General features: G+C 43.8%; 26 protein-coding genes and 2 tRNA genes. 2 read left to right on the top strand and 26 right to left on the bottom strand.

Annotation, left to right across the window (positions count from 1 at the left end):
• Window positions 1-42: 42 nt before the first annotated feature.
• The 6 genes from IGI72_RS13570 to IGI72_RS13595 all read right to left on the bottom strand — a co-directional run bounded on the left by IGI72_RS13570 (window position 43) and on the right by IGI72_RS13595 (window position 4,646).
• On the bottom strand, window positions 43-990 hold the full coding sequence (locus tag IGI72_RS13570) for a LacI family DNA-binding transcriptional regulator (protein ID WP_005228774.1): 948 nt from the start codon (window positions 988-990) through the stop codon (window positions 43-45).
• 184 nt (window positions 991-1,174) lie between these two features.
• Window positions 1,175-1,732: a ribosome hibernation-promoting factor, HPF/YfiA family gene (hpf, locus tag IGI72_RS13575; protein WP_005231866.1), complete on the bottom strand. Its 558-nt coding sequence runs from the start codon at window positions 1,730-1,732 to the stop codon at window positions 1,175-1,177.
• Window positions 1,733-1,869: 137 nt separating this feature from the next.
• Complete coding sequence (locus IGI72_RS13580) at window positions 1,870-2,346, bottom strand: ComF family protein (RefSeq protein WP_016608760.1); 477 nt, start codon at window positions 2,344-2,346, stop codon at window positions 1,870-1,872.
• 196 nt (window positions 2,347-2,542) lie between these two features.
• A complete protein-coding gene (locus tag IGI72_RS13585; RefSeq protein WP_034869159.1) occupies window positions 2,543-3,853 on the bottom strand; it encodes a DEAD/DEAH box helicase in 1,311 nt (436 codons plus the stop codon).
• A 106-nt stretch (window positions 3,854-3,959) separates the two neighbouring features.
• Entirely contained in the window at window positions 3,960-4,280 is a 321-nt protein-coding gene (locus IGI72_RS13590; protein WP_005228768.1) for a PTS sugar transporter subunit IIB, read from the bottom strand.
• Between the two features lie 72 nt (window positions 4,281-4,352).
• Entirely contained in the window at window positions 4,353-4,646 is a 294-nt protein-coding gene (locus tag IGI72_RS13595; RefSeq protein WP_010749784.1) for a DUF7662 domain-containing protein, read from the bottom strand.
• 110 nt (window positions 4,647-4,756) lie between these two features.
• Here IGI72_RS13595 and IGI72_RS13600 point away from each other — a divergent pair, with 110 nt between their 5' ends.
• Window positions 4,757-5,398, top strand: coding sequence for a YigZ family protein (locus tag IGI72_RS13600; protein WP_128487832.1), 642 nt, complete (start codon window positions 4,757-4,759; stop codon window positions 5,396-5,398).
• A 193-nt stretch (window positions 5,399-5,591) separates the two neighbouring features.
• Here IGI72_RS13600 and IGI72_RS13605 read toward each other — a convergent pair whose 3' ends face one another.
• Both IGI72_RS13605 and IGI72_RS13610 read right to left on the bottom strand, forming a co-directional pair.
• Window positions 5,592-6,299 (bottom strand): GntR family transcriptional regulator, encoded by a 708-nt coding sequence (locus tag IGI72_RS13605; RefSeq protein WP_005228765.1) that lies wholly within the window; start codon window positions 6,297-6,299, stop codon window positions 5,592-5,594.
• A 198-nt stretch (window positions 6,300-6,497) separates the two neighbouring features.
• Window positions 6,498-10,724: a 2-hydroxyacyl-CoA dehydratase gene (locus tag IGI72_RS13610; RefSeq protein WP_284590989.1), complete on the bottom strand. Its 4,227-nt coding sequence runs from the start codon at window positions 10,722-10,724 to the stop codon at window positions 6,498-6,500.
• Window positions 10,725-10,898: 174 nt separating this feature from the next.
• Between IGI72_RS13610 and IGI72_RS13615 the strand changes: the two genes are divergently transcribed.
• Window positions 10,899-11,504 carry a TetR/AcrR family transcriptional regulator gene (locus tag IGI72_RS13615; protein ID WP_005228762.1) on the top strand — a complete coding sequence of 202 codons (606 nt, stop codon included), beginning with the start codon at window positions 10,899-10,901 and terminating at the stop codon, window positions 11,502-11,504.
• A 49-nt stretch (window positions 11,505-11,553) separates the two neighbouring features.
• Here the strand turns inward: IGI72_RS13615 and IGI72_RS13620 are convergent, their stop codons facing one another.
• From IGI72_RS13620 to atpD, 18 genes are all read right to left on the bottom strand, one after another.
• Window positions 11,554-11,721, bottom strand: coding sequence for a hypothetical protein (locus tag IGI72_RS13620; RefSeq protein ID WP_005228760.1), 168 nt, complete (start codon window positions 11,719-11,721; stop codon window positions 11,554-11,556).
• A gap of 152 nt (window positions 11,722-11,873) precedes the next feature.
• Window positions 11,874-11,945: transfer RNA gene (locus IGI72_RS13625), tRNA-Gln, on the bottom strand.
• 4 nt (window positions 11,946-11,949) lie between these two features.
• A tRNA-Tyr gene (locus tag IGI72_RS13630) sits at window positions 11,950-12,033 on the bottom strand.
• A gap of 85 nt (window positions 12,034-12,118) precedes the next feature.
• On the bottom strand, window positions 12,119-12,352 hold the full coding sequence (locus IGI72_RS13635) for a DUF2969 domain-containing protein (protein ID WP_005228752.1): 234 nt from the start codon (window positions 12,350-12,352) through the stop codon (window positions 12,119-12,121).
• A 126-nt stretch (window positions 12,353-12,478) separates the two neighbouring features.
• The gene (locus IGI72_RS13640; RefSeq protein WP_010749788.1) at window positions 12,479-13,126 is read right to left on the bottom strand and encodes a CBS and ACT domain-containing protein; all 648 of its coding nucleotides are present in this window, start codon (window positions 13,124-13,126) and stop codon (window positions 12,479-12,481) included.
• A gap of 3 nt (window positions 13,127-13,129) precedes the next feature.
• Entirely contained in the window at window positions 13,130-13,831 is a 702-nt protein-coding gene (locus IGI72_RS13645) for an ABC transporter ATP-binding protein (protein ID WP_015510178.1), read from the bottom strand.
• Complete coding sequence (locus IGI72_RS13650; protein WP_015510179.1) at window positions 13,831-14,607, bottom strand: ABC transporter ATP-binding protein; 777 nt, start codon at window positions 14,605-14,607, stop codon at window positions 13,831-13,833. The genes IGI72_RS13645 and IGI72_RS13650 overlap by 1 nt, the downstream gene beginning before the upstream one ends.
• Window positions 14,588-15,565 carry a branched-chain amino acid ABC transporter permease gene (locus tag IGI72_RS13655; RefSeq protein WP_005228744.1) on the bottom strand — a complete coding sequence of 326 codons (978 nt, stop codon included), beginning with the start codon at window positions 15,563-15,565 and terminating at the stop codon, window positions 14,588-14,590. Before IGI72_RS13655 ends, IGI72_RS13650 begins: the two co-directional genes overlap by 20 nt.
• A 9-nt stretch (window positions 15,566-15,574) precedes the next feature.
• Complete coding sequence (locus IGI72_RS13660) at window positions 15,575-16,453, bottom strand: branched-chain amino acid ABC transporter permease (RefSeq protein ID WP_005228742.1); 879 nt, start codon at window positions 16,451-16,453, stop codon at window positions 15,575-15,577.
• A 108-nt stretch (window positions 16,454-16,561) separates the two neighbouring features.
• Entirely contained in the window at window positions 16,562-17,749 is a 1,188-nt protein-coding gene (locus IGI72_RS13665) for an ABC transporter substrate-binding protein (RefSeq protein WP_010749790.1), read from the bottom strand.
• Between the two features lie 284 nt (window positions 17,750-18,033).
• Window positions 18,034-18,915, bottom strand: coding sequence for an ROK family protein (locus IGI72_RS13670; RefSeq protein ID WP_005228730.1), 882 nt, complete (start codon window positions 18,913-18,915; stop codon window positions 18,034-18,036).
• A gap of 124 nt (window positions 18,916-19,039) precedes the next feature.
• Window positions 19,040-19,498 (bottom strand): GNAT family N-acetyltransferase, encoded by a 459-nt coding sequence (locus IGI72_RS13675; RefSeq protein WP_438754584.1) that lies wholly within the window; start codon window positions 19,496-19,498, stop codon window positions 19,040-19,042.
• 39 nt (window positions 19,499-19,537) lie between these two features.
• Window positions 19,538-19,813 (bottom strand): membrane protein insertion efficiency factor YidD, encoded by a 276-nt coding sequence (gene yidD, locus IGI72_RS13680; RefSeq protein ID WP_016608771.1) that lies wholly within the window; start codon window positions 19,811-19,813, stop codon window positions 19,538-19,540.
• Between the two features lie 91 nt (window positions 19,814-19,904).
• Window positions 19,905-20,081, bottom strand: a complete 177-nt coding sequence (locus tag IGI72_RS13685) for a DNA-directed RNA polymerase subunit beta (protein WP_005228723.1) — start codon at window positions 20,079-20,081, stop codon at window positions 19,905-19,907.
• Between the two features lie 21 nt (window positions 20,082-20,102).
• A complete protein-coding gene (gene murA / locus IGI72_RS13690) occupies window positions 20,103-21,395 on the bottom strand; it encodes a UDP-N-acetylglucosamine 1-carboxyvinyltransferase (RefSeq protein WP_016608772.1) in 1,293 nt (430 codons plus the stop codon).
• 90 nt (window positions 21,396-21,485) lie between these two features.
• Window positions 21,486-21,719 (bottom strand): DUF1146 family protein, encoded by a 234-nt coding sequence (locus tag IGI72_RS13695; protein ID WP_438755102.1) that lies wholly within the window; start codon window positions 21,717-21,719, stop codon window positions 21,486-21,488.
• Window positions 21,720-21,879: 160 nt separating this feature from the next.
• Window positions 21,880-22,302 (bottom strand): F0F1 ATP synthase subunit epsilon, encoded by a 423-nt coding sequence (locus IGI72_RS13700; RefSeq protein ID WP_005228716.1) that lies wholly within the window; start codon window positions 22,300-22,302, stop codon window positions 21,880-21,882.
• A 31-nt stretch (window positions 22,303-22,333) separates the two neighbouring features.
• A complete protein-coding gene (gene atpD, locus IGI72_RS13705; protein WP_005231864.1) occupies window positions 22,334-23,740 on the bottom strand; it encodes a F0F1 ATP synthase subunit beta in 1,407 nt (468 codons plus the stop codon).
• Between the last annotated feature and the right edge of the window lie 7 nt (window positions 23,741-23,747).

Here is a 23,747-nt window from a genome sequence, read left to right on the forward strand (position 1 = left end):
TGAGGAATTGAAAAGAAATTGCGCAACCATTTGCTTAATTTTTCACCTTGTGGATTCACGAACCACGAGTTGCGGTAAAAAGCGCTGTTGTCGCAGGCTCGTATCGTTCTGTTCAATTTTTTGAATCAGTAATTCACCACAAGCTTCGCCCATCTCAACGATGGCTTGCTTCATAGTCGTCAACTTGGGCGAGCTGACCTGATCCAGGAATACCCCATCGTAGCCGACAATCCCAAAATCCTTTGGTATCTGCGCGCCAATCGACTGCAAGCCTTGATTGATGCCTAGTGCCAAACGATCCGTCGCACAAATAAAACAAGTATTTTCCGCAAATTGCTCCTTCTGTGCTGTGATAAACGTGCGGGCTGCAGAAGAACGGTTTTCAAAACGATGGATTTTTGGTGCTTGTCCTGTTTTTGTGACTGTATCTATGTACCCTTTTTCTCGGCTTTTCGTAAATGCTTCTTCCAACTCTAAACCAATATAGACCAAGTGTTGATAGCCAGTATCGAGGGCGTGTTTACAAGCAGAAACGATCCCTTGGTAGTTGTCACTATCAACAAAGCTGAATCCAGCTTCATTTTCACCAAATAGAACGACGGGTTTCTTTAAATTTTTTATCCAGTCCATATCCTTTTGGCGAAATCCCGTAATGATACAACCATCTGCTGGGCCACGATCCACCCCATCCGTCGTAACCAGCTGCAACGAATAATGCGCTTTGCCGATGGAACGAGCGATCCCCACTAATAAATTCATATAGTATGGCTCCGTCGTGTCCATCTCCTCTAAGATATACACTTTGATGATATGGGAACGCTTGGAAACTAATGATTTGGCAGCAATATTCGGTTGATAATCCAGTTCTAGCATTGCTTGATGAACGAGCTGCTTTAGCTCTTCGGTCACTTTATCTGGATGGTTGATCACTCGAGAAACGGTCATTGCGGAAACATTTGCTTTTTTGGCGACATCTGCTAACGTAGTCATGATTCACTCTCCCTGTATTATTTCATCTATAGTATAACACAATAAAACAAAAGAGAAACAAAGCCAACTTTTATATAGAAAGATTTCTTGCTTCATTCCAAAAGATAAAAAAACAGAGCAGCTTCTCAGCTACTCTGTCAAAAAAGACTTTTTTTGGGGTGTCGCCAAAAGGATCCCACACGTGTTAATCCGTTTCGATCAACCCGTATTTACCATCTTTCCGACGATACACAATGCTCGTTCCATTCGTTTCCGCATCTTCAAAGATAAAGAAGTTGTGTCCAAGCATGTTCATTTGTAAAACAGCTTCTTCACTATCCATTGGTTTTAAAGACAAACGTTTTGTACGTACGATGTCTAAATCAGAACCATTGGTTTCTTCATCGTTTGCTTCAGTTGTGAACAAATCACCATCTGTTGGCGGAACCAACGCTGTCTCACGAGATTTGCGATTGATTTTTGTTTTGAATTTGCGGATTTGGCGTTCCAATTTGTCAACAACCAAATCGATACTAGCATATAGATCAGGTGAAGTTTCTTCCGCACGTAGAACTAGGAATGGTAAAGGAATCGTTACTTCTACTTTTGCAGTTTTTTCTGTATAAACTTTCAAATTAACGTGTGCTGTTGCTTCTGGCACATCATTAAAATAACGTTCTAATTTACCTACTTTTTTCTCGACGTAATCACGGATCGCTTCTGTTACCTCGATATTTTCGCCACGCACATTATATCTAAACATAAAAATTACCCCTTTCGTCTACCAGTAAAGAAGGAAAAGGACCACTCTTTTCTTCTTCTTAACTCTATTATATCGAACTCTTGGTCATTTGCCTAGTAAATCGAACAATTTTCTTTAAGCGTTTTCAAAATAACGTTTCAACGAGCAATAGAAAAAGAACGAATCGACTGGGGGCCAAAGGACTGCAGTGCTTCAGCTGCATGATATAACGTTCTACCGGTAGTATACACATCATCGATCAACAATAATTTTTTCCCTTTGATTTCACACGCTACATCTGGCTTCACTGCAAAGGGTTGCGCCTCTACTAATCGTTGCCTGCGAGAACGTTGTGCCTGTGGTGCGGTATCAACAACTTTCTCCAGTAACTCTTGAAATCTGACTCCGGCGGCTTCCAGCACAGCGGTGACTTGATTAAACCCTCGCTGTTGGTAACGCTCTGCCGATAGTGGGATGGGAATCAAACACTCATAGTCAAACCTGTTGAGTTTCTGTTTGATCACAGGCGCAAACGTCCCCCGCAACTGATAGTTTCCCATCAGTTTGTATTCGTGAAGCCAATCCTTCATTCCTTGATCGTAAGCAAATAGCGCTCGGTGCTGCAATTGTATCATGGGACACGTTTCTTCCCAATAGAGACAATCGCTGCAAAACTCAGTTTCTTTTTTTCCACACGAAGGGCAGCAGGTTCGCCAATCGATCACTGAAAACTGTCGGGCACATTGCGGGCACAATTCATTTTCTGGGATACGCCAAGGAGCCAACACCTCAATGATCGTTCGTTCTCTAGGAAAAGTCCTTTTACACCAACTACACACCATCGGTCAGCCAGCTTTTTGCCAATTGGTTCATTTCCTTGATTTCGTTGAGTGCTTTTCGGATCGCTTCCGTCATTTGGTCGTAGAAAAAAATGACCTCCCCTTCCGTATAGGCCCCTTTACGATCGACACGACCAGCAATTTGCACGAGCGCCGATTTTGTAAAGACTGGATGATTAGCACCCAATACGATGACTGAGACGTTTTCAAACGTCACCCCACGCTCTAAAATCATCGTTGTAAACAACACCTTGTAAATCTGTCGACGAGCAGACGCTACTTTTTCGCTCCGTTTTTGATCTTGCGACGAAACGCTAGTCAAAGACCATGACGTGCCTTGTCGGCGGACAGCCGCTTCTACTTCCTTCATCAGCGCAATGCTTGGACAAAACACCAAGACAAAGTTTTTTTGAAGCAGCCGCTGCAACTGCTGCAGCAATGGTCGCAGCCAACGTTTTCTGCGATAAGCCTGCGCCCAGTGACTATAATGAACAGGTTTTGGAACGATCAATGGACGCTGATGAAACCGCAGCGGCATTCTCAAGACAGCGAATTTTCCACGAATTTCTTGCAGCAGTCGTTCTGAAGGCGTCGCACTTAAATAGATCAGACACCCGTTTTTGGCTAAGGCATTGTATAATCCGTAACGCAGCTGCGCATCGCCCTCGTAGGGAAATGCATCTACCTCATCCACCACGATCAGTTGAAAGCTCCGATAAAAATGCAATAGCTGATGGGTGGTGGCAATAAGGATGTTTGTGTAGCGATAAGGCTCTTCTGATTTTCCATAAAGGAGCAAGCTTTCCTCTTGTGGAAATGCTTGCTGAATCCGCGGAAACAATTCACGACAAACATCGATCCGAGGTGAGACGATCGCCACTCGACCACCTTCTTGCCGAACGTAGCGGATCGTTTCAAAGATCATTTCGGTCTTCCCTGAACCCGTGACCGACCAAACAAGCGAGGATCGCTTTTGTCGACAATTAGACACCAATTGCTGGGAAATTTTTTGCTGAAACTGCGTCAATGCTCCTGGCCAGACGATGTGGTGATCAATGGCTGGACTATCCGTAGGTTGAATCACCAGTCGCCCATTTGATGTGATCCGACCATAGCGAATACAGGTTGGACAATAATAGCTGCCTATCGGTAATTGCACCGACGGCTTGCGGTGGGAAGAACCGCATCGCTGACAAACGATTCTCTGCCCCTGCTCGAGCATTGCCGGTCGAGAATCAAAGGGTTTTCCTACATTCATTGTTTCATCTAAAACAAAAAATTGTCTTCCTTTTTGATTGGTCATAACATACACCTCAGTTTTAAGTACGCAAAAAAATCGGTTCAAGTACTTTTTGAAAAGTACTTGAACCGATTACAGGTTTCTTGTTTGCTTCAACAGCAGGTCTTGCTTATTCGCCGATCAATGTCAAAGCTTGATCTAAGACTTTTTCGCCGTTCATCATGCCGTAATCTGCCATGTTGATTACTTCTAAAGGAATTCCTTTTGGCGCTAGACGTTTCTCAAAATCGCCTTTCATGAAACGAACTTGTGGTCCTAATAATAAAACATTTACGTCTTTGCTTTCTAAATGTTGATCTGCTTCTGAAGCGGAAACTGCAAAAATATCTGCTTCTAATCCTTTTGCTTCAGCTGCTTTTTGCATTTTTGTTACTAATAAGCTTGTACTCATTCCTGCAGAACAAACTAACATAATTGTTTTTTTCGCCATATCGAACACTCCTTGAATTTTAAGAATAAGATAACATTTCCTATCTCTAGTATAGAACAAGTTTGAAATTTGTCAACGCTTTCTATCCAGCAGCCAGTTTGATTTTACTAAACGGTTAAAAACGACATACTCTTTTTTTAAATTGACGTGGACTACCTCATAGCCGGCATTCAGCCACGCATAGGCCCCGTTTTCAGGATGTCGGTAATCATTTGCCCACCAATCCGTACTCGTGCGGGCACTTTTGGGCAAGCCAGATGCTGGGAAAAGAAATTCATCAAACTGGGTAAAGGTTAACGTAATTTGTGAACCGCCGTTGTTTTTTAAATAGTGCGTGATCGTATCGTACTTTTTGCGTCTACCCAAAGCAACTGCCTCCTCTTTTTCAGGTCTGTGTTGGTGCCTTTTTCTTTCTTCTATTTGTAACTTTCCTTCCGATTGCCTATACTAGAAACATAAAGGAGGCGATCGTACGCGTGACTTATCGAACGATCCGACAAGATGGAGAAACGGAAATAGAAATCAAAAAATCGCGTTTCATCTGTTCGTTAAAACGAATCCAATCAGAAGATGAAGCCAAAGCGTTTATACAAGCCCTCAAAAAAGAACATTGGAAGGCGAATCATCATTGCAGCGCCTATGTATTGGGTGAAAACCATGAGATCCAACGCAGCAGTGATGATGGTGAACCTAGCGGCACCGCTGGAGTACCGATTTTAGAAGTATTGAAGAAAAATGACTTGATCAATATGGTCGCTGTCGTTACCCGCTACTTCGGTGGAACGAAACTTGGCGCTGGCGGATTGATCCGCGCTTATTCCAGTTCAGCTTCCGCTGGCATCAAGGCGGTGGGAATCGTCGAAGGCGTTTTGCATCAAGAGCTTGCATTGACCATTGATTATCCCCTTTTAGGTAAGCTGCAAAACTATTTAGAACTGCAGAACATCTACGTAAAAGACATTGCTTATACCGAGAAAATCGTTGTTACCTTAATGATTCCTGAAGCAACGCTTACCGACCAAGAAGCCGCTTTGATTGATTTGTTGCAAGGGCAAGTGCAGCTAAACAAAGGCAAGACCGAATATGTAGAGCGCCTCATCGAGGAGCCAACCGAGTAACTATGCAGGACAAGCACCTGTCAGGTTTGCTCTTTTCCTCAAAGCACGGACTCTAATGCCGCTTGCTGCAGCGAATGCAGGAACGTCCAATCGTTGAAAAACCGAATTGACCGATGCGGAGCAACAGCACGTATGCTCGCAGTGTCCTTTCGGCTTTTTCGCGTCTTTTTTGTTTCCAGCCGTCTCAGGCAGCTTATTTTTCCATATAAAATTCGAAACGATTGCCGACATATTGGGTGCGCACATATTCAAATGGTTGCCCATCTTCAAATGAAGTGATTTGCCGCATACGTAAAATCGCATCGCCGCGTTTGATTTGTAAATAATCAGCAATTTGCTCGGAAGCGACCATAGCTGAGATCGTTTGCGAAGCGCCGCCGATTTTCCGCTGTCCTTTTTCTTCCAACACTTTATAGAGGGAAGAGATGATCTCCTCCTTGCTAAAGTCATGAATAAACTTTTCAGGGATACTCGCTACTTCAAAACAGATCGGCACATCATCCGCATACCGAATCCGCTCCATCCGTAAAATCGTTTCGTGTCCTTCTAATTGCAGCTTTTCCATCTCACTGGAGCTAGGTGCAGTCAAGAAATAAGCGACCGCTTTGCTGGAAGGCTTACGACCAAGAGAATTCATAATTTCGGTAAAACTCGTCGTGCCCGTCATTTTCTCCTGTACTTTTTGGCGAGCCACATAAGTGCCAGAACCGATTTTGCGCTCAAGAATCCCCTCATCCGCTAAGGTTTGGATCGCTTGCCGCAACGTCATGCGACTCACGCCGAATTGTTTTGACAACTCCCGTTCTGAAGGCAGACGATCCCCTATTTTGTATGTATTGTTTTCGATATTGGCTTTGATTTGATCATGAATCTGGATATAAACAGGTAATTTTTCCACCACTACACATTCCTCCGTTCCCCTCCTATTATAACTGGTATATACCTAAATAGCTAATAAAAAAAGCAAAAACTGCTCAGTTTTTCTCCATTTGTGCGAACTCTTTCCCCATTTTATAGGCAGAAAAAGAAGTTATCACAAATTTTCCAAACAAGAGCAGTCTCTTTGCTTTTAAATTGGTTCGGTCGCTGGCTTGGGAATTTATTCAGCCAGCGCTTTATTGGCAGTTGCCATGAGCAAGCGAATGCGATTCAGTTGATTGACGATCGAGACACCTGGATCGTAATCAATCGCTGCAATGTTCGCCTGTGGGTACTGGCGACGCAGCTCTTTCATGACGCCTTTTCCTACTACATGGTTAGGCAGACAGCCAAATGGTTGCAGACAAATGATATTGTTGACATTATTTTCCAACAGATCGATCATCTCACCGGTCAAGAACCAGCCTTCTCCCGTATGATTGCCGATGGAAACAATCTCGCTCGCTTGCTCGGCAAGCTGATGGATCGAATGAATGCCCTCAAAGCGCGTTGACGCCCGCAACGCTTTATCCATTGGTTTTTGGAGCCGTTCAATCGCCATGATCGCAAAATCAGCGATCATTTTGCTTTTCTTCGCCATCCCCAAATGCTCGTAGCGCCAAATTTGATTGTAGAGGGAATAATTCATGAAGCCGACAATATCTGGTACGACCGCTTCCGCTCCTTCTGCTTCTAACAGGCGAACGACATCATTATTGGCAGTCGGTGAATACTTCACTAAAATCTCTCCCACGACACCGACACGCGGCTTCTTGATATCTCTTATCGGCACTTGATCAAAGTCTTGAATGATTTTCTTCATATTGCGATTAAAGAGGCTGAAGGAGCCATTGCGGACATTTTTGGCAATTTTTTCCAGCCATTCTTGGTGGAGCCGATCGACAGCCCCTGCTTCTTGCTCATATGGACGGGTGCGATAAACGACTCGTTCAAAGAGATCCCCGTATAAAAATGCCACCGCCAAGCGTTTCATCATCGGCAAGGTAAAGCGAAAGCCCGGATTTGATTCAACACCAGTATTCCCCATCGAAATAGATACCACCGGTACTTGCGGAAATCCTGCATCGTTCAATGCTTTACGTAACAAGGGAATATAGTTCGTTGCGCGACACCCACCGCCCGTCTGGGTCATCAATACGCTGGTGTTTTCGACGTCATATTCCCCGCTTTGTAACGCTTCTACCAGCTGTCCAATGGAAATGATGGCCGGGTAGCAGGCATCGTTATTGACAAAGCGCAAACCGACATTGACTGCTTCTCGATCTTCACTGGGCAGACAGACCACTTGATACCCGGAAGCCTGCAAAGCGACATCTACTAATCCGCTTTGGTGGATGGGACTCAACATCGGCAATAAGAGCGTGTGCTGCTTGCGCATTTCTTTGGTAAAAATAATCTTTGCTGGTTCCTCGTATTGCTTTTTAGGAACAAAGTGCTGTTTATCCCGTTCGTTGACTGCTGCTTTCAAGGAACGCAACCGAATCCGAATCGCCCCAAGGTTTGCACCCTCATCGATTTTCAACACCGTATACAGCTTGCCATATTGCGCCATGATCTCTTCGACTTGATCGGTGGTCACTGCATCGATCCCGCAGCCGAAGGAGTTTAATTGAACCAATTCCAACTGCTTGTTTTTCGCCACCACTCGAGCAGCCGCATACAACCGTGAATGATAGACCCATTGATCCACGACCCGCAGATCGCCGACATTTGCTAAATGAGCAATACTGTCCTCGGTCAGTACATGAAAGCCTTCTTGGGTAATGACTTCCGCTATCCCATGGTTGATTTCAGGGTCCAAATGATACGGTCTTCCAGATAAAACGATCCCTTTTTGGTTGGTCGTCATCAGCATTCGCAGCGTTTCTTCTCCCCGTTGCGCAATATCTGCTTTGAACTGATCTAGTTCCTCGAAGCCGCTGCGCAGCGCTTGGGCAATTTCGTCTTCAGAAAAACCAAAATCTTGAAACGTCCCCATTAAGGTTTTGACCATTGAGGCTTCATCTGCCAGATTTAAAAATGGACAGCGGTAGTCAACCGCCCCTTCACGAATCGCATCGACGTTATTACGAATCACTTCTGGATAGCTTTGTACGATTGGACAGTTAAAATGATTTTCAGCGGCAGTGTTCTCTACTCGCTCAAAAATGACTCCTGGATAAAAGATCAACGGTATGTTTTGATCGATCAGTGCTTGGATGTGTCCATGGGCTAGTTTGGCTGGGTAACAAACGGTATCGCTAGGAATCGTTTCGATCCCTTGCTCATATAGTTCTTTATTAGAACGCGGCGACAAGGTTACCCGAAACCCTAACTGGGTGAAAAAGGTATGCCATAGCGGATAATTTTCATAAAGATTCAACACTCTTGGTAAGCCGATTTCCCCATGGAGGGCATCTTTTTTACGCAAAGAACGGTACTTGAACAAGCGGCGGTATTTTTCATCCACGAGATTGACTTTGCGGTCTTCTTTTTTGATTTTGATCCGCGCACCACGTTCGCAGCGATTCCCCGTAATGAACTTTCGACCATCCGAAAAGAGGGTCACGGTTAATAAACAATTGTTTTCGCAAAGACCGCAATTTGTAAATTCTTTTTCTGCTTGAAAATCGGCCATTTCTGCAGGAGACAACAACGTACTGACATCGTCGATCGCCGCTTCTTCTAACGCGATCAACGCCGCCCCATAAGCGCCCATCAAGCCAGCGATCGATGGTCGTACGACTTCACGGCCGCTGATCAATTCAAAGGCGCGCAGAACCGCTTCATTATAGAAAGTCCCTCCTTGGCAGACGATTTTCTCGCCAAGATCTTCGGGGCGCCGAACCTTGATCACTTTATAGATAGCATTCTTTATGACCGAGTAAGACAAGCCAGCCGAAATGTCGCCAACAGAGGCTCCTTCTTTTTGGACCTGTTTGACTTTTGAGTTCATAAAGACGGTACAACGCGAACCCAGGTCAACCGGCGCTTGGGCTTTTGTCGCTGCCAGCGCAAATTCTTTGACATCCTGATTCATAGATTTGGCAAAGGTCTCAATGAACGAGCCGCATCCTGACGAACAGGCTTCATTTAGCTGAATCGAAGAAAGTGCACCGTCTTTGACTGTCATCGCCTTCATGTCTTGCCCACCAATGTCCAAGATAAAATCAACCCCTGGCTGGAAATGTTCAGCAGCTTTGTAATGGGCCATCGTTTCGACTTCACCGATATCGACCTTCAGTGCATGTTTGATCAGATGCTCACCGTACCCTGTGATCGTTGACTTTGCGATGTAAACGTCAGAAGGCATCTGACGATAAAGCTCTTGTAAAACCGCCATCGTTGTCGCTAACGGCTCGCCTTCATTGTTGCCATAAAAAGAAAACAACAAATCCCCTGCATCATTGATCAAGACGACTTTCGTTGTCGTTGATCCAGCATCGATACCCAAATAAGCAGCACCTTTATGCTCCGACAAAGGTTTTTCTGTAGCAACCGCTTGGGCATGGCGGGCACGAAAAGCAGCCAGTTCTGCTTCGTCCTTGAATAAAGGATCTAGCGTATCTGTTGGCGCAAGTGTGCCGTCTTCTTCATTGGCTAAGCGGTCGCATAGTACAGAAAGCTGCTGCGCTTCTTCTGCATACAGTGCAGCCCCCATCGCCACAAACAGTTCTGGATTCTCGGGAAAAATGATATCTGCTTCTTGCAGGTTCAACGTATCGATAAATCGTTGACGCAATTCCGACATAAACGTCAGTGGACCGCCTAAGAAGGCTACCTTGCCTTTGATTTTACGACCAGCTGCTAAGCCAGCAATCGTTTGATTGACCACCGCTTGAAAAATACTCGCAGCAATGTCCGCTTTTGCCGCTCCTTCATTGATCAGCGGCTGCACATCAGTTTTGGCAAAGACCCCGCAGCGTGAGGCAATCGGATAAAGGGTTTGGTATCCCTTGGCTAGCTCATTGACCCCATTGGCATCCGTTTTCAATAAAACCGCCATCTGATCAATAAACGCACCGGTCCCACCGGCACAACTGCCATTCATCCGCTGCTCCAACGCACCTTCAAAAAAGGTGATCTTCGCATCTTCACCGCCTAATTCGATCGCCACATCCGTTTCTGGGATCACTGTCTCGACTGTTTTGGTACAAGCGATGACCTCTTGGACAAAAGGGATCCGCAAAACTTCTGCCAGCCCCATTCCGCCTGATCCGGTAATCGCCAGCGCAACTGGCTGATCTTGGATTACTGCTTGCGCTTCTTTAATAATTTTTTCCGCTGCCTTTTGGATGTCTGCATAGTGTCGTTCATACCTTGAAAAACACGTTTGATTGCGTTCATCTAACAGAACCATCTTGACCGTTGTTGAACCGACATCGATGCCCGCCTTATATTTTTTCATTTGTTGCCTCCATCTAAACAACACTTTGTTGATTATCTAACAAGCCGTTTGTTATAATACTTATGTTCATTGTAATTCTTTTAATTGATAATTCAACAAACAATTCCAACGAAGGTGTGGGATAAACAACAATTAGACGTTTTTTGTCGTTTATTTTGAAAGGAAATTCACAATATGAAAAAATTGGATTTACGTGTCAAACGAACCAATAAGTACATTATTGAAGCCTTTATTCGCTTAGTTGAAGAAAAAGGCTTCGAGCAAGTGACTGTCCAAAATATCGCAGACGAAGCCATGATCAACCGCGCGACCTTCTATGCCCATTACAAAGACAAGCAAGACTTGTATGAAAAAATATTTGACTTGGCCGTCGAATCTTTTACCTCGATCCTTGACTTTGAAGATTTCGTTCAAGGCAATCGAATCAAGATCCGTAAAATCGAAGCGGCCATGACCGAACTTTTTTTACACATTCAAAAGAATCGCTCTTTTTATTTGACGATCATGGATGCCTCTGCCATTGAGATCATTCGTAAAAAACTGGGGCTGATTTTAACGGAACGGTATCAAGAGATCTTTTCAACCTTGAAGATTACAGAAGGCGATCTTGAAGTGCCCTTAGACTTCATCATTGATTATATGACCTCAATATTTGTTGGCACGCTGCATTGGTGGCTAACGGCAGAAACAACGATGCACGCCGACCATTTAGCAAAACTCGTCATCAAACTAGTGGCAAACGGTCACCTAACTGTCTTGGGGATTGAAATTGAGGAATAAAAAAAGAAACTGCCTATATGCAGTTTCTCTCATGCTGATTGCCCTTTAATCAATGATTTTTTGCGCGCCATTTGATCGTGTCTTTTGTCTTACGCTGTTTAGTTACTTTGATTCCTTTTGGAGCCACACGAATCGCATAGTCTTCCTTTTTGACAACGTCATAGACATGCTCTGCAACTTCCGTTACTTTTTCTTTTAGATTCAGTTTAAATTTCATGTGTTTTCATCTCCCGAATGCTTTACTACTAGCGTATCGCAAATAAAAAAAATCTTCAACTTATAGCCCTTCCTCAAACCAAAAAAATAATGGTTAAATAACGAAAAAAAACAGCAAAACTACTTGCTGTTTTTTTCTGCGTATTCATCTGACTGGGGTAGCTGGATTCGAACCAACGCATGACGGAGTCAAAGTCCGTTGCCTTACCGCTTGGCTATACCCCAATAATGGTGGAGGAGAGTGGATTCGAACCACTGAACCCTAAGGAACGGATTTACAGTCCGTCGCGTTTAGCCACTTCGCTACTCCTCCAAAAGGTTTTTCTCAAACCTGACAATAGTTATAATACCGAAAAAGATAACAAATTGCAAGAGCAAAAAGTAAATTTTTCTAGAAATTATTCATGTAAATTCCATTGGCGAATAATCATCTCGATCGCAGCTTCTAAACTTCTGCTTGAACCTAGATCTTCATCCCCTAAAAAGCTTTGAAATTCTTTCGGTCCAGTCGTTAAAATCTCACCGATACGTTTTTTACCAATAAATAATTCATTGACGGTATAGTCTTTGCCATGAATGGCTTTCGTTGTTTCTTCAATACGGACTTCGATATCTTTATTTTTCTTAGACATGATTGCACCTCTTTCTTTACAGCACCTTCCTATTTTAACAGAAAACCAGCAAAAGAAAAAGAAAATCTCATCTGGAACGAAAAAAAGTAGTCAATCGTTACGATCGACTACTTTTGCTGCTTTGTCTCATTTCTGGTTCGTCAAGACAGCACTGGTTACGGTATACCCCGCATCGCTTAAGATTTTCTCAATCGCTGCGACTTGGCGCGACTCTACTTGGATCTCAACAATCGTTTTTAGCGCCATCCGATTGACTACGATGGTCAAAATACTCATCTGATGATCGGCAAGCAGCTTGGTCACGTCTGCTAACACGCCTACATGGTCATCCGTGATCTCGATGGACACTCGGGTTCCACCATCATGGTAGCCAGTGATTTTCAAAAAGGCATCGAAAATATCATTGTTGGTAATGATTCCCACTAGGGTATCATCATCCATGACTGGTAAAACCCCCACGTTTTCACTACGCATGACGGAAATGGCGTCCTCTAATAGTGCATCTGGTTCAATCGTGGTCACTTTTTTCAACATGATATCAGCGACAGTCGTTTTATTTAAGAGATAGTTCATTTCATAAACGCTTAAGCTTGTCGCTTTTGAGGGAGTTGCTTCAGCGATCGTTCCTTCTGTGATCAACCCTACTAATTTACCATCGTCAACGACGGGCAGACGGTGGATATCGTGCTGCTTCATTAAATCTACTGCATCAAAGATCGGTGTCTGCGAATCGACGGTGACGACCGTCTTCGTCATAAAATCACTTACACTCATTGTTTAGCCTCCTAGATACGCTTTTCTTACTTCATCACTTGCTAGTAATTCTTCTCCAGTACCTTCTAAAACGATTTTCCCCGTTTCTAATACATAGCCGCGATCGGCAATCGATAAAGCCATTTTTGCATTTTGTTCAATCAGCAGCACAGTCGTTCCTTGCTGCTTGATTTCTTGAATGATTGAAAAAATTTCTTTGATAAAAATCGGTGCCAAGCCCATCGAGGGCTCATCCAGCAAAAGCAAGCGCGGTTTTGACATCAATGCCCGCCCCATTGCCAACATCTGCTGCTCACCGCCAGATAATGTCGACGCATCTTGCGAGAGGCGTTCTTTCAATACAGGAAACTTGCGGTAAACTTGTTCATAGTCTTCTTTGACACCACTGTCTTTACGCAAGAAGGCGCCCATCTCTAAGTTTTCTTGAACCGTCAATCCTGAAAAGACGTGCCGCCCTTCTGGCACTTGCGACAAGCCGTTTGCGACGATTTTTTGCGGTGCTTCTTTCTCAATTCGTTTTCCTTCAAAAGTGACTGAGCCATTTGAGGGGCGGATCAATCCAGAAATCGTCCTTAAAATCGTGGTTTTCCCTGCACCATTGGCACCAATCAGTGAAACGATCTCCCCTTGATTGACGTGGAAGGAAACATCATGGACCGCTTGGATCATGCCGTAGTGTACACTTAAATTTTGAATTTCCAGCATCAGATTTCCCCTCCTAGATAAGCTTCGATCACCCGAGGATTGTTTTTGATCTCTTCTGGTTCACCGTGGGCGATGACTTGGCCGTATTCCAGCACATAGATCCGTTCGCACACTTCCATGACCAAACTCATATCATGCTCAATCAAGAGGATCGTCAATTGAAAATCTTTTTGGATCTTATAGATCAACTTTGTCAGTTCTGTTGTTTCTTGAGGATTCATCCCCGCAGCCGGCTCGTCAAGAAACAGAATTTTTGGTTCTGTAGCCAATGCGCGTACGATCTCTAACCGACGCTGCTCGCCATAAGGCAAATTTTTCGCTAACGTTTGACTTTTGCCATCCATATCAAAGATCCGTAACAGCTCTAAGGCTTTTTTCTTCATGGACGCTTCGTTTTTGTAGTACTTTGGCAAACGCAGGATGCTAGTCAGCAGTCCTTCTTTATGCTTACTGTTCATAGCAATCAAGACGTTGTCCATCACAGTCAAATTTTTAAACAAGCGAATGTTTTGGAAGGTTCTTGAAAGACCTAAATCCGCAATTTTATAGGGCTTCACGCCATTTAAACGTTTTGGCTTCCCTTGGGTCTCAAAAAGCACTTCCCCTTCACTAGGTTCATACACACCTGTCAGGAGATTAAAGAGCGTTGTCTTGCCAGCACCGTTTGGTCCAATCAATCCGACCAGCTCATTGGTATCTAAATGGAGGTCTACATGAGAAACAGCAGCTAAACCGCCAAAGTTTTTCGTTAAGCTTTTAACTTCTAATAGAGGCATCGTTGTCATCCCCCTTTTTTCTAAATTTATCCAGCAGTCCTTTTACGGAGAATTCCCATGTCCCTAAAAGTCCGCTTGGTTTAAAGATCATGATGATGATCAAAGCCAATGCATAAATGATCATGCGCAAATCAGAGAAGCCTTGCAAGTACATATTTAAGATTCCTAGCACTACTGCCGAAACAACTGCTCCTGTGGTACTCCCAAGCCCTCCAAAAACGACGATGATCAATACATCGATCGATTTCATAAAACCGTAATCTCGTGGGAAAACCGACTGCTGATAGCTGGCATAAAGGGTACCAGCAATGCTTGCCATCACTGCCCCCATTACAAACGCAATTACCTTGTATTTCGTTGTGTTGACCCCCATTGATTCTGCAGCGATCTCATCTTCCCGAATCGCTAAAGTCGCCCGACCTGGTCCGCTATGGATAAAGTTTGACACGACAAGAATCGATAAAACGGCAAAGAGAAAGACGATCTGCCAATTACTGAATTGGGGCAATCCGAAAATTCCAGCAGGACCATTGGTCAAGCCTCGTAGGTTCACCAACAAGATCCGAATGATCTCTGCCACACCTAAGGTAGCGATCGCTAGATAGTCGCCTTTTAAACGGAGGGTCGGAATCCCAACCACTAATGCGACTGCACCTGAAACCAGCATCCCCACCAGTAAACCAGTTAAAAAGCCGCCAAAGGTTGGATTGCTTGCCGACAGGATCGCGCCAGCATAAGCACCGATTGCCATAAATCCAGCATGTCCTAAGGAAAATTGCCCTGAAAAGCCGATGATCAGATTCAAACTGACTGCCAAGATGATATTGATTCCGATATTGACGATGATGGCATCAGAGAACAAATTGATCATTCCGCCATTGTAGGCTGCAAATAATCCAAAATAAAGAATAGCTGCCAGAGCGAGCCAGATTAAGTTGTAACGTAAATTCTTTTTCATTTCTGCCACCTACACTTTCTCTTTGATATTTTTGCCGAGGATCCCAGCTGGACGAACCAACAATATAATTATTAAAATGACATACACTAAAGCATCCTTATAATCAGAAAAACCAAGCGCTGTCGCTGCTGTTTCCACCAAACCGATCACAAAGCCACCTAAGGCTGCTCCAGGAATGATCCCGATCCCGCCAAGAACCGCTGCAACAAAAGATTTCAGACCAGGAACGACGCCCATTGATGGATCAATGGAATTATAATACAAACCGATCAGCATCCCGCCAGCTGCAGCCAAAGCCGAGCCTAAGGCAAAGGTAAAGGAAATCGTTCGATTGACATTGATCCCCATCAAACGCGCTGCATCTGCATCAACACTTACTGCCCGCATCGCTTTTCCCATACGGGTCTTTTTCACGATCAATTGCAAGAGAATCATTAAGGTAACCGAAACAGCCAAGATCAATAACTGGACATTACTTACTTGAACAAACCCGATGGAATAAGTTTGTCGTTCAATCGCTTGCGGAAAGGGGCGCACATTGGCTGAAAAGAAAAAGATCATGACATTTTGCAAAAAATAAGAAACCCCGATTGCCGTGATCAGTGCCGAAATTCGCGTGGAATTGCGTAAGGGACGATACGCTAAAAATTCGATCGTTACCCCAAGAGCTGCACTGGCGATCATTGAAATGAACAACGCGGGGAAAAACCCTAATTGCCATTGATTGATCAAAAAGTAACCGATAAAACTACCGATCATGTAAACTTCTCCGTGGGCGAAGTTGATCAACTTGATGATGCCATACACCATCGTATAACCCAACGCTAACAAGGCATAGATACTGCCTAGAAACAAGCCGTTGATCAATTGTTGGATCATCATTTCCATATACTCACTTCCAATATCATTTATTATGGTCATTCTTTTAGAGAAAAGAAACTGAGACAAACACATCAGGTCTGTCCCAGTTTTCACTGCCAAACAACTGCGGGTTTTTTAAGGTTCCACAGTATCTGCTGAGGTTTCTTTCCCGTCAGTCAATCCTAAAACAACTGCTGATTTTTCAGGGTTATGATTTTCATCCATCGTGATTTCACCGGTCACACCGACAAAGTCTTTCAGTTCAGACAAACCAGCTGCGATCGCCAATGAATCTGCTGAGTTTTGATCTTCGATCGCTTGTTTGATCATATAAACGGCATCATAGGCTAATGCATTAAAAGCAGAAGGCTCTTTGCCATATTTTTCATTGAAAGCTGCCACAAACGGCTCAACTTTGTCGTTTGCTGGTGCTTTGGTAGAGAAGTGACCTGTATAGTAAACATTGCTGACATTTTCTGCACCAGCTGTTTGAACCATTTTTTCATCACCGAATCCATCCGCCCCAATGATTGCTTGATCAATTCCTAATTCTCGCGCTTGCTTGATGATCAAACCAGCTTCTGTGTAGTAGCCTGGAATGAACAAGACATCGAAGTCGACATCTTTGATTCTTGTAAGAACTGCTTGGAAATCTTTGTCGCCTTCGGTAAAGTTATCCTCTAAGACGATTTCGCCTGGGTAGCTTTCTTTAAATGCTTCCGTCAAACCAATTGCGTAGTCACTTGAGTTATCACCCAAGATTACGGCTTTTGAAGCATCCAAATTTTCTGCTGCATATTTTGCCAAGATTGTTCCTTGGAAGCTATCTTGGAAACAAGAACGGAACGCAAATTCTTGGACTTTTCCACTGGTGTAAGTAATCGCATCATCGGTACCTGATGGAGTGACCATCGGTACTTGGGCTCTCGTCACATTCGGTAAAGCCGCCTTTGTGGCACCTGAAGTTGCTGGTCCAATAATGGCAACGACTTTATCATTGGTTGCTAAGTTGGCTGCTACTGTCGCAGCTTCATTGTTATCTGATTTGTTATCTTTCGAAATGATTTCAATTTGTTTTCCAAGAACGCCGCCGGCAGCATTGATTTCTTCGACTGCCAAGTCGATCCCCTCTTTTTCAGCCGTCCCATAAGCAGCAACTGCTCCAGACAACTCTAAGTTGGCACCAATCTTAATGGTATCTCCCTCTTGTTTATTGCCACCTTCAGCAGCACCACTGCTATCCGTTGGTCCACCTGTTGGTCCTGCACTACAAGCTGTCAATAAAAACAAACTCGCAAACAAAAATGCAAATTTCTTTTTCATAATTTTCCTCTCCTTTACTTCCCCTGAATATGTTATCCAATATACTGAAAAATCTAGGAAATGTCAACGAATTATCAGAATATTTCACCTATTCAGAATTTATTTTTTTCGCCGATAAAAAATGGTACTTTTAAAACATTGATCCAGCAACAATGGAATCGCTTTTCTAATTTTCGGATAAAAAGAAAAGCAAGCAAAGGTTTTTCCCCTTTGCTTGCTGCCGATACGCTTTTATTTGATACTTTTTTCTTCAAACGGACGTTTGAAAACATTACATCTTCATGTTAGCGGCTATTTCGTGGATACAATGCTTGAAAATTTGCCGCCGCCCCAACTAAATTGGCATCATTGCGATAGTCACATAGCTTGATCAGTGGGACGAAATCATTTAATGCTTGATCCGCCAACATTTTTTTCAAGCGCTGGTCAACTTCTTCTAACAAGCCTTTTTTGGCACTGACACCACCGCCGATAATGATCACTTCAGGATCAAAAGCAAACTGAATACTGAACAGTCCTTGTGCTAAATAGTTGTAAAATTTATTGACTTCCTCGATCGCAATGGCATCGCCATCTTCTGCACGTTGAAAGACCTCTTCACCGGTAATCGTCGTTCGATCCACTCCGATCCGATCACAATACCGCCAGGCCATCTGAACCGCTGTCCCTAGTTGCGAAAATGTTTTGCCTTGATCTAGGATCATCAACCCAAATTCGCCACCGTATAAATGTGCCCCACGGACTAGCTCACCATTTTGAAACAAGGTACCGCCAACGCCTGTTCCGATCACAACGAAGGCTGCTTGCTGATACTCTTTGCCCGCTCCTTGATAAAATTCAGCCATCCCAGCGCAATTGGCATCATTTTCGATGGTTACGGGTACCCCAAACGCTGCTTCGAGTTCTGAGTAAATATCAAACCCATGGATATAAGGGATCGCACTAATGCCGTCGATCCGCCGTTCTTGGGCATTGACCGCACCTGGCGCACTGATTCCAACGCCTTCAATCTCTTCATCTACGCTTGCCCTCACTTGCTGCAGCTGTGCTTTCATTTCCTCCCAAGTATTTGGAGTAGTGAATTTCCCTTTACTCACCAAAGAATCTTGTGCCCAGACGCCATATTTTACTGCTGAACCACCCATATCAAAGACTAAAATCGCCATTTTTTTCCCTCAATCCTTTATTATTCTGATACTGTCTATTTTACCGCAAGTCGGCACTTGAAGAAAGCGATTTCCGAGGACAAGAAAAAAACAGTCTCATTCACTTAGACTGTCTCTTCATCCATTAGAGTTGTTTTTCTAAAATCACTTGATCGAACAGCTGCTGCCCATTCTCAAAAATCGGTTCGACATAGTGGGTGGTGAAATAATTCTTCACCCACTCTTTTTCAACATAGCCTTGCTTTTGGTACAAAGTCAAGGCTGCAGAGGGCAGACTACCAGTTTTGATCACTACGATCGGCCGTTTTGCCCCGAGGTGCTGACTAAGGATCGCTTCTTCGGCGGCTTGCAGCAATTGACGACCGATGCCCATTCCTTGCTTTTCTGGCGAAACGGCCACATTCATGATCTCCCAGTTCTTGCCTTGATTTTGATAAACTAGCACACCAATCATTTCTCCAGCTTCTTCATAAACAAGTGTTTGGCTATTATATAGATAGCTTTCTACGACTGCTTTATCAGGATCTGCATCCAGCAGCAACGCCCAAGGATACGCTTCATTAGGGGCGATTGGACGAATCATGGCTTTTTGGCTCCTTTTTTATATTTCTGTTGATTCCTTTTAACTTTTCCGATAACGGTACGTTGGTTTGACTTTGTCTTTCGTATTTCGTTTTAAAGTAAACGTCTGGGGTACGTAATCTATTCCGCCTTTTACAAAGGGATGGCAGCGTAAGATACGAGCTACCCCCATCAAGCCTCCTTTGGCTGCTCCATGGACTTGGATGGCTTGGATCATGTATCCTGAGCAAGTCGGATAATAACGACAGCTAGGAGGAAATAATGGGGAAATAAAACGTTGATAGAAACGAACAAAGCCGATCAAAAGTTTACTCATTCCTTGCCAGCCTTTCTTTTTAGCGTACGATTCAGTAAAGATAGATAGAAAAAACTAGGACTCAGCACGTGGCGGAAGTCCTAGTTATGGTTTATTTCATAAACTCAAAGATATGATTCCAAAGACTTGGAGAGAATACTTTAAAAGGACTGCCGTCACCGATCACTCCATAACCAATCATCGTTCCTGCTAGGAACAATAAAATAGCTAATAAAATGACGATTAGAATTTTTATCAAGCTAGTTAAAATATAACGGTTCAACTTCACTTTTTTTCTCTCCTACTCCTATTAGGCGTTAACTGGTACGACTTCTTCTACTGCGTCAGAAACTCGTTCAACAGATGCCCCTAATTGTTGCAATTTTTCGTGGAATTTGTAGTAGCCGCGATCCAAATATTTTAGATTGCGAACACGCGTCCGTCCCGTTGAACGCAAACCTAATAAAATCAACGCTGCTGCGGCACGTAAATCTGTCGCATAGACCAGCGCACCTTGTAATTCATGACCGCCTTCGATCACTGCAACGTTGCCGTCAATTTTTACATGGGCATTCATGCGACGCATTTCTTCTAAATGTTGGAAACGATTCTCAAATACCGTTTCATTCACAACACTCGTTCCTTGCGCTAATAATTGAATAGCAGACATTTGCGCTTGCATGTCCGTAGGAAAACCTGGATGTGGCATCGTTTTTACATCAGTCGCTTTCAAGCGTTCTGGTCCGACCACACGAATCCCTTCAGCGACTTCAGTCACTTCTGCACCCATTTCGATCAATTTTGAAATCAATGGACGATTGTGCTCTGAGATCGCATCTTTAATAATAACGTCTCCTTGAGTCATCGCTGCTGCAACCATAAAGGTTCCTGCTTCGATACGGTCTTGCACGATCGAATGATCTACTGCATGCAGGTGTTCGACACCTTCAATACGCATCGTTTCGGTTCCTGCACCAAAGACCTTGGCACCCATTTTATTCAAAATGTTTGCTAAATCAACGATTTCTGGCTCACGAGCGACGTTTTCGATGATGGTGATGCCTTTAGCTTTTACGGCAGCCATCATGATATTTTGCGTTGCGCCGACACTTGGGAAATCCAAGTAAATGCTATTGCCTTTTAACTCATCGGCGATCGCTTCTATGTATCCATCTTTTTGGATGATTTGCGCGCCTAGTGCTTGAAATCCCTTCAAATGTAAATCAATTGGTCGTTTGCCGATTGCACAGCCGCCAGGCATTGCCACTTTGGCATGTCCATTACGGGCTAACAAAGGCCCCATGACTACGATTGAAGCGCGCATTTGGCTCACATACTCATACGGTGCTTCGATTGCTAATTCTTGTGACGCATCGATCGTCATTGTGTTGTTTTCTTCTTCAAAATCGATTGCGACATTTAAATGCCGAATCACTTCTTTCATTGTTAATACATCGGAAAGGATCGGTACATTTGTTAATGTCGTTGTTCCTTCTTCCGCTAATAAGCTTGCCGCTAAGATAGGTAGAACAGCATTTTTTGCCCCTTCGATCTTCACTGTTCCAGTTAATCGATTACCACCTTGAACGATCATCTCTTCCATTTATGTTCCCTCCAAATAATGCAGTGACTCACACAAATCTTGCCAATTATAGCATAATATTCGGTGTTTTTGCATATATTAATGAAATTCTTAAAAACCTGTTAAAAATAAATTACGACATAGCGCAATCAACTCAAGGAAAAAAGTACTGGCGGTGTAGCCTAATGCAATCGCAAGAAACACCATTACCATTCGTATCTGAGTCGTTCGTAAGGATTTAAAAAAAGCATCGATCCGCACAGATTGCAATGCCCAAAATGCTAAATAGATGAACGCTAAATGACTCACGATTCGAATGATTGCATCAATTCCATACACTTGCATACTTCCTGCTCCTTTTTTCATAATTGAACATTCCTATCATACCACAAAGATGTCAAGATAAAAAATAATCTTTCTTGAAACCTTCATGAAAAGACTTTAAAAAGTTTTTAAAACGTTTTCTTGAAGAAACAAAAAAACAAAGGCAAGATGCCCTTGTTTTTTAGGAATGTTTTGACACGTTGATTCGATTGATGGCGCGGTGCAAAGCAACCGTTGCGCGCCGAAGCTGGTCGATATCCTCGACTTGTTTGGCTTCTTCGATTTGGCGTTCTGCACGCTGTTTTGCTCTTTCTGCACGTGAAACGTCGATGTCACGATCACGTTCCGCACTATCGGCTACGATCGAGACAACATTATCTCGCACTTCTAATATACCGCCGTTGACAGCGACCCAGTCGACATGGGTATCTGAATCGATACGTTTGACCCGGACTTCATCAATCGTCAATGGAACGATGATTGGGGCATGGTGCGGCAAAATACCGATCTCACCATCTGTCGTACGTGCAACCACGATTTTCGCGTGATGATCGTAAACCAAACCAGCAGGTGTCACCACATTGACTGTTAAAAATTGATCCATGAGGTTCCCCTCTTTCTTCAAGGCTGGTTAATTAATAGCCAATTTTTTTCGCTTTTTCAATGACATCTTCAATTCGTCCAACACTACGGAAGGCTTCTTCTGGAAGATCATCATATTTTCCTTCAAGAATCTCTGCAAATCCTTTGATGGTTTCTTCAACTGGCACATAAGAACCAGGTTGTCCCGTAAACTGTTCCGCTACGTGGAAGTTTTGTGACAAGAAGAATTGAATGCGGCGTGCGCGGGCAACTAAGGTTTTTTCATCATCAGACAGTTCATCCATCCCTAAGATGGCGATGATGTCTTGTAATTCCCGATAACGTTGCAACGCATGCTGTACTTCAGTCGCTACTTCATAATGTTTTTCACCAACGATTTCAGGTGCTAACGCACTAGAAGAAGACGCCAGTGGATCAACGGCAGGATAGATCCCTTGTTCGGTCAATTTACGTTCCAAGTTGGTTGTTGCATCCAAATGGGCAAAAGCAGTCGCAGGTGCTGGGTCTGTATAGTCATCGGCAGGGACATAGATGGCTTGAATAGACGTAACGGAACCTTTTTTCGTCGATGTGATCCGTTCTTGTAATTGCCCCATCTCAGTTGCTAATGTTGGCTGATACCCAACGGCCGACGGCATCCGACCTAGTAAGGCAGATACTTCAGAACCTGCTTGAGTGAAGCGGAAGATATTATCGATAAACAAGAGCACGTCTTGTCCTTCCACATCACGGAAGTACTCGGCTAATGTCAAACCAGTCAAGGCTACCCGCATCCGGGCACCTGGTGGTTCATTCATTTGTCCAAACACCATGGCTGTTTTTTCGATAACGCCAGATTCTTTCATTTCATTATAAAGGTCATTTCCTTCACGTGTCCGTTCACCAACACCTGTGAAGACAGAGATCCCACCATGCTCTTGGGCGATGTTGTGGATCAATTCTTGGATCAAGACGGTTTTACCAACACCGGCACCACCGAAAAGTCCAACTTTCCCCCCTTTTAAATAAGGAGCTAACAAATCAATGACTTTGATCCCAGTTTCAAGGATCTCCGTACTTGTTGACAATTCATCAAAGTCAGGTGCTTTTTTGTGAATCCCACTGCGGGGTGCCTCTTCAGGAAATGGTGCTTCTAAATCGATGGTATCGCCTAGGACATTAAATACCCGTCCTAATGTTTCTGTCCCAACTGGAACAGAGATGGAAGCGCCTGTATCGATTACTTCCATTCCTCGTTGTAAGCCATCTGTTGATTCCATGGCAATCGTACGGATAACGCCGTCGCCAAGTTCTAGGGCAGCTTCTAACACAACTTTTGTTTTCTGCTCATCTTTTTTGTAAACAATCAACGCATTGTTGATATCTGGTAATGATTGGTCTAGAGAGAATTCCACGTCAACAACGGGACCAATGACTTGAACAATCTTGCCTGAACTCATTCGTATT

Origin of the sequence: Enterococcus sp. DIV1059_2, assembly GCF_051713685.1 — a bacterium.
Lineage (GTDB): Bacteria > Bacillota > Bacilli > Lactobacillales > Enterococcaceae > Enterococcus_D > Enterococcus_D casseliflavus.

Excerpts from the sequence above, each read along its gene's own strand:
- IGI72_RS13570 (WP_005228774.1), bottom strand. The coding sequence starts at position 990 with ATGACTACGTTAGCAGATGTCGCCAAAAAAGCAAATGTTTCCGCAATG.
- hpf (WP_005231866.1), bottom strand. The coding sequence starts at position 1,732 with ATGTTTAGATATAATGTGCGTGGCGAAAATATCGAGGTAACAGAAGCG.
- IGI72_RS13580 (WP_016608760.1), bottom strand. The coding sequence starts at position 2,346 with ATGATACAATTGCAGCACCGAGCGCTATTTGCTTACGATCAAGGAATG.
- IGI72_RS13585 (WP_034869159.1), bottom strand. The coding sequence starts at position 3,853 with ATGACCAATCAAAAAGGAAGACAATTTTTTGTTTTAGATGAAACAATG.
- IGI72_RS13590 (WP_005228768.1), bottom strand. The coding sequence starts at position 4,280 with ATGGCGAAAAAAACAATTATGTTAGTTTGTTCTGCAGGAATGAGTACA.
- IGI72_RS13610 (WP_284590989.1), bottom strand. The coding sequence starts at position 10,724 with ATGAAAAAATATAAGGCGGGCATCGATGTCGGTTCAACAACGGTCAAG.
- IGI72_RS13615 (WP_005228762.1), top strand. The coding sequence starts at position 10,899 with ATGAAAAAATTGGATTTACGTGTCAAACGAACCAATAAGTACATTATT.
- IGI72_RS13620 (WP_005228760.1), bottom strand. The coding sequence starts at position 11,721 with ATGAAATTTAAACTGAATCTAAAAGAAAAAGTAACGGAAGTTGCAGAG.
- IGI72_RS13635 (WP_005228752.1), bottom strand. The coding sequence starts at position 12,352 with ATGTCTAAGAAAAATAAAGATATCGAAGTCCGTATTGAAGAAACAACG.
- IGI72_RS13640 (WP_010749788.1), bottom strand. The coding sequence starts at position 13,126 with ATGAGTGTAAGTGATTTTATGACGAAGACGGTCGTCACCGTCGATTCG.
- IGI72_RS13645 (WP_015510178.1), bottom strand. The coding sequence starts at position 13,831 with ATGCTGGAAATTCAAAATTTAAGTGTACACTACGGCATGATCCAAGCG.
- IGI72_RS13650 (WP_015510179.1), bottom strand. The coding sequence starts at position 14,607 with ATGCCTCTATTAGAAGTTAAAAGCTTAACGAAAAACTTTGGCGGTTTA.
- IGI72_RS13655 (WP_005228744.1), bottom strand. The coding sequence starts at position 15,565 with ATGAAAAAGAATTTACGTTACAACTTAATCTGGCTCGCTCTGGCAGCT.
- IGI72_RS13660 (WP_005228742.1), bottom strand. The coding sequence starts at position 16,453 with ATGGAAATGATGATCCAACAATTGATCAACGGCTTGTTTCTAGGCAGT.
- IGI72_RS13665 (WP_010749790.1), bottom strand. The coding sequence starts at position 17,749 with ATGAAAAAGAAATTTGCATTTTTGTTTGCGAGTTTGTTTTTATTGACA.
- IGI72_RS13670 (WP_005228730.1), bottom strand. The coding sequence starts at position 18,915 with ATGGCGATTTTAGTCTTTGATATGGGTGGTTCAGCAGTAAAATATGGC.
- IGI72_RS13675 (WP_438754584.1), bottom strand. The coding sequence starts at position 19,498 with ATGATTCGTCCAATCGCCCCTAATGAAGCGTATCCTTGGGCGTTGCTG.
- yidD (WP_016608771.1), bottom strand. The coding sequence starts at position 19,813 with ATGAGTAAACTTTTGATCGGCTTTGTTCGTTTCTATCAACGTTTTATT.
- murA (WP_016608772.1), bottom strand. The coding sequence starts at position 21,395 with ATGGAAGAGATGATCGTTCAAGGTGGTAATCGATTAACTGGAACAGTG.
- IGI72_RS13695 (WP_438755102.1), bottom strand. The coding sequence starts at position 21,719 with ATGCAAGTGTATGGAATTGATGCAATCATTCGAATCGTGAGTCATTTA.
- IGI72_RS13700 (WP_005228716.1), bottom strand. The coding sequence starts at position 22,302 with ATGGATCAATTTTTAACAGTCAATGTGGTGACACCTGCTGGTTTGGTT.
- atpD (WP_005231864.1), bottom strand. The coding sequence starts at position 23,740 with ATGAGTTCAGGCAAGATTGTTCAAGTCATTGGTCCCGTTGTTGACGTG.